The sequence below is a fragment of the Aerococcus agrisoli genome (assembly GCF_003797145.1).
GTDB classification, from domain to species: domain Bacteria; phylum Bacillota; class Bacilli; order Lactobacillales; family Aerococcaceae; genus Aerococcus; species Aerococcus agrisoli.
The window spans coordinates 1-4,924 of sequence record NZ_RKMG01000052.1 but is presented as its reverse complement, the minus strand read 5'-3'; the positions used below and the strand labels follow the sequence as shown (position 1 = coordinate 4,924).

The 4,924-nt window shown below is 37.7% G+C and carries 3 protein-coding genes; 2 read left to right on the top strand and 1 reads right to left on the bottom strand.

Annotated features, from left to right (window positions below):
• Window positions 1-56 precede the first annotated feature (56 nt).
• Complete coding sequence (locus EF384_RS09270; protein WP_123781398.1) at window positions 57-1,412, bottom strand: N-acetylmuramoyl-L-alanine amidase family protein; 1,356 nt, start codon at window positions 1,410-1,412, stop codon at window positions 57-59.
• Between the two features lie 419 nt (window positions 1,413-1,831).
• Here EF384_RS09270 and hisS point away from each other — a divergent pair, with 419 nt between their 5' ends.
• Both hisS and aspS read left to right on the top strand, forming a co-directional pair.
• A complete protein-coding gene (hisS, locus tag EF384_RS09265; protein ID WP_123781396.1) occupies window positions 1,832-3,121 on the top strand; it encodes a histidine--tRNA ligase in 1,290 nt (429 codons plus the stop codon).
• A 26-nt stretch (window positions 3,122-3,147) separates the two neighbouring features.
• On the top strand, window positions 3,148-4,924 hold a 1,777-nt coding region (aspS, locus tag EF384_RS09260), incomplete at its 3' end, for an aspartate--tRNA ligase (RefSeq protein ID WP_123781394.1).

Genomic DNA, 4,924 nt, shown 5'->3' with positions numbered 1-4,924 from the left:
CCAACACTATTTGTAAAAGAACCTTAAATTGTACCAACCGCTTTTGTTTGAGATGTTTATTGATAATAAATCGTTAAGGCGTTGTAAATTGAATCGGCTACTTGTTGCCAGTAGCTTTCTTGACTAAAGATAGCAACATCGCTTGGATTAGACATATAACCTAATTCAATCAGCATACCTTCACCTTGTAACTCACGAATGACTTGGAAGTCACCGAATTTCACACCATTTGATGGTAATAGGGATTGTTCCATTAATTGCGCTTGGACTTCTTCTGCGACTGGGATTGAACCATCAGCGTAGTAATATACGGTTGTACCAGTTGCTGACACACCTTCAGTAGAATCGTAATGGAAGGAAATCATTAAGTCTGCACCAGCTTGGTTGGCTGTATATGCAACATCACTCAATGGTACCTCAGTATCCGAATCACGTGTCATAATGACGTTGACGCCGGCTGCTTCAAGTTTTTCCCTGACGGCTAATGCTGTTTGAAGGGTAACTTCTTTTTCATAAAGACCATCTGTTAGAGCACCTGGGTCAATACCACCGTGACCTGGATCTAGAACAATTGTGCGACCAGCTAATGTAGAAGTAGCTTCCGCAGCTTGGGCTTGATCTGCCATTGCCGTTGAATCTGATTCTGACAACCAGTTGACAATGTAACCTTCTGTACCGTCAACAGCTCGAACATGGTAGTACTCATTTTCTTGACCTAAATAAGCAAATTGTTCATTCAAGGCTGCTTTAGTGATGATATTGCCATCAGTGGTAGCTGCATCACGAATGTTTACCCCGTCCGCTGTTGTAGTGACGGTGTAATCGTAATCAGATAAGAAGTCATCATAGCTCGATTGTTCTTCTTCAGTAATATCAGTACTTTGTTGGTAGGCTATTGTACCAGGCGTGATATCGATGTCGGTTTGTTTTACCCACCCGATTTCACCATCTAATTGTAACTGTACCCAACCTTCAGCTTGATATAGAATTTGATATTTGGAATCTTTGGCTGTTGTCGTGATAATTTCAGCATCTTCTGTATTTTCTTCGTAGACATCCATTTCATCCACAAGGGTTGTGGCAATGAACTGATTTGCTTCTGCAGTTTGACTGTCTGCCATCCATGTAGGAATCCAACCAATTTCTTGATTGTCAAACAAGATATAATACCAATTATTTTCTTGTCGCATTACTCGATATGGCGTTGAACCTTCAATCTGAGATTTGATGTCGTAAGTAATACCAGGGCCCTCACGTAAATTAATCACATCAGTGGTGAGGGTGCGGTAGGACTTTTGATTAAATTGATATAATTGAAAAGAAGAGAAACCAACGAGACCTATCACTAATACTAAGTAGATGAGATAGGCGACTTTATTTTGCTGGAAATGGTTCTCCGAACGATCTCTCATGTATGTGCACCTCAAGTTTTTTACTATAATCGTTTAAAAATAAAATATATAAATGCTTTTGATTTTTAATCATTACAATTCAGTTTACCTTTATTATTTTAATTGGACAACAAGAAAATAATCTCTCTTGACACTTTTTTTATTTTCGTATAAGATTAAGGACGATAATCCGAAGATAGAGCAAGAATAAATGGTTACATTCAAAGAGAGAGCTAGTTGGTGGAAATGCTCAATGTTGTTTATTTGTAAACACTCTGGAGGAGAATAGTGCAAAGCTATTCCGTTTCGCTCGTTACGCGTAAAGCAACAGGAAGATCTGTTGAAACTAAGGTGGTACCACGAGATTAACTCGTCCTTATGTCTACAATTGTGGATGTAAGGGCGATTTTTTTGTTTTTAAATTTAAAAGGAGGGTTTACGTGATTCAGAGACCAAAAGGTACAGCTGATATCTTACCAGAAGATATGAGTATGTGGCATTATATTGAAGCAACAGCTAGAGAAGTGTTAGATCAATATCGTTACTTTGAAATTCGAACACCAATGTTTGAAAGTTACGAATTGTTTTCACGAGGTGTTGGTGAAACAACAGATGTTGTGACAAAAGAAATGTATGACTTTTTTGACAAAGGTGATCGTCATATTGCATTAAAACCAGAAGGGACTGCACCAATTGTGCGTGCCTATGTGGAAAATAAACTGTATGCACCTGAACAAGTGAAACCATACAAAGTATATTACATGGGACCAATGTTCCGTTACGAACGTCCGCAAAGTGGTCGTTTACGTCAATTCCATCAAATTGGTGTTGAGGTATTTGGTGGCGCTAGTGCGCAAACAGATGTGGAAACAATTGCTTTGGCAATGGACTTATTCAATAAATTATCAATCAAAAACATTAAATTGGTCATTAACACATTGGGTGACACAGCATCTCGCTTAGCATACCGTGAAGCCTTGATTGAATACTTAACACCATTTACAGACCAACTATCAGAAGATTCAAAAACACGTTTACACAAAAACCCATTACGTGTGTTAGATTCAAAAGATAAAAAAGATATTGAAATTGTGGCAAATGCCCCAAGTATTTTAGATTTCTTATCAGAAGAATCTGCAGCCCGTTTTGAACGTGTACAAGAATTGTTAACAACTTTAGGTATTGAATTTGAAATTGACTCAAACATGGTTCGTGGTTTGGACTACTATAAAGATACAATTTTTGAAATCATGTCTGAAGATAAAGTTTTCGGTGCCCAAACAACAATTTGCGGTGGTGGTAACTATACTGGTTTAGTTGAAGAACTATCAGATGGGAAAGAATCTGCTGCTGGTTTTGGTTTTGGATTAGGTATCGAACGTTTAATCTTATTGATGAAAGCGCAAGAAACACCTGTTCCAGAAATGCATACGTTGGATGTGTATGTGGTTAACATTGGTGATGAAACAGATACAGCTGCTATGAAAGTATTACAACATATTCGCCACGCTGGTTTTACTGCTGACCGTAATTTTACCGGTGCTAAACCGAAGAAACAATTCCGCGATGCAAATAAATTAGGTGCAGAACTTGTGGTAACAATTGGTGAATCTGAATTAGCCAATAATCAAATCACTATCAAACATATGGATTCAGGTAAAGAACAAGCATATCCGATTGAAAAATTCGCGGATGACTTTGCTGGTATTTATTCAGAAATGACAAAATAATAACATTTTAAAGGAGATTATTATACATGCAACGCACTGTTTATAATGGAAATGTGTCCAACGAATTTGTTGGACAAACCGTTACTTTAAAAGGTTGGGTACAAAAACGCCGTGACCTTGGTGGAGTAATTTTCGTAGATTTACGTGACCGTGAAGGTATCGTACAAGCTGTATTTAACGTAGAAAACTTAGGTGACAAATTTACTGAAGCTGAACGCCTACGTTCAGAATATGTAATTGAAATCACTGGTGAAGTTGTTTTACGTGGTGAAGGTTTAGCTAACCCTAAACTAAAAACTGGTGACGTAGAAGTAATGGTTTCAGATTTAACAATCTTGAACACTTCAAAAACACCGCCATTCCCAATTGAAGATGATATCGATGTAAATGACGAAATTCGTATGAAATATCGTTATATCGACTTACGTCGTCCAAAATTGGCGAACAACTTAAAATTACGTCACAAAGTTGTTTCTACAATTCACCGTTACTTAGATGACCAAGAATTCATCGAAGTTGAAACACCATACTTAACTAAATCAACTCCAGAAGGGGCTCGTGACTACTTAGTACCATCACGTGTTCACCCAGGTGAATTCTACGCTTTACCACAATCACCACAATTATTTAAACAATTGTTGATGTCTGCTGGTATGGATCGTTACTACCAAGTTGTTCGTTGTTTCCGTGATGAAGATTTACGTGGAGACCGTCAACCAGAATTTACGCAAATCGACTTAGAAACTACTTTCCTTTCTCAAGAAGAAATTCGTGATTTAGTTGAAGGTATGTTAAAAACAGTTGTTCAACGTACAAAAGGTATTGAAATTACTGAAGACTTCCCAATCATCACTTATGATGACGCAATGGCTCGTTACGGTAACGATAAACCAGATACTCGTTTTGGTTTAGAATTAGTTGAAATTTCTGATATCGTTGATCAATACGAATTTAAAGTATTCAACCAAGCAATTGAAAAAGGTGGCATCGTTAAAGCTATCAACATCAAAGGTGCTGGCGATAACTACTCTCGTAAAGATTTAGATGGATTAACAAACTTTGCATCTACTTACGGTGCAAAAGGTGTTGCTTGGATTAAAGTTACTGACGAAGGTCTTTCAGGTCCTATCGGTAAATTCTTTAAAGAAAATCCAGCACCATTAATGGAACGCTTAGAAGCTGAAACAGGCGATATCTTAGTGTTTGTAGCAGATAAAGCATCTGTAGTTAACCAATCATTATCTGAAATTCGTTTGAAATTCGGTCGTGAATTAGACTTAATGGATAAAAACCAATTTAACTTCCTATGGGTTGTTGACTGGCCATTATTAGAATATGACGAAGATGCTAAACGTTTCAACGCAATGCATCACCCATTCACTATGCCAAACGAAGAAGATGCTGCTAAACTTGCTGAAAGCCCTGAAGAAGTGCATGCACAAGCTTACGACATCGTCTTGAATGGTTATGAAATTGGTGGTGGATCATTACGTATTTACCAAAAAGAAATGCAAATGCAAATGTTTAAAGCTCTAGGCTTCACAGAAGAATCTGCTCAATCTCAATTTGGATTCCTATTGAACGCTTTAGACTACGGTTTCCCACCACACGGCGGATTGGCTTTAGGTTTAGACCGTTTAGTAATGTTATTAGCTGGTGAAGAAAACATTCGCGAAGTCATCGCCTTCCCTAAAAATGGTCGTGCGTTTGATCCACTTACAGAAGCACCAAGCCCAGTTTCTGCAGCACAATTAGAAGAATTATCATTATCAGTAACAACCCTGAACAATTCATACTTTTCGT

What these genes read in the sequence shown, in the direction of transcription:
- EF384_RS09270 (WP_123781398.1), bottom strand. Translation starts at nt 1,412, where the DNA reads ATGAGAGATCGTTCGGAGAACCATTTCCAGCAAAATAAAGTCGCCTAT.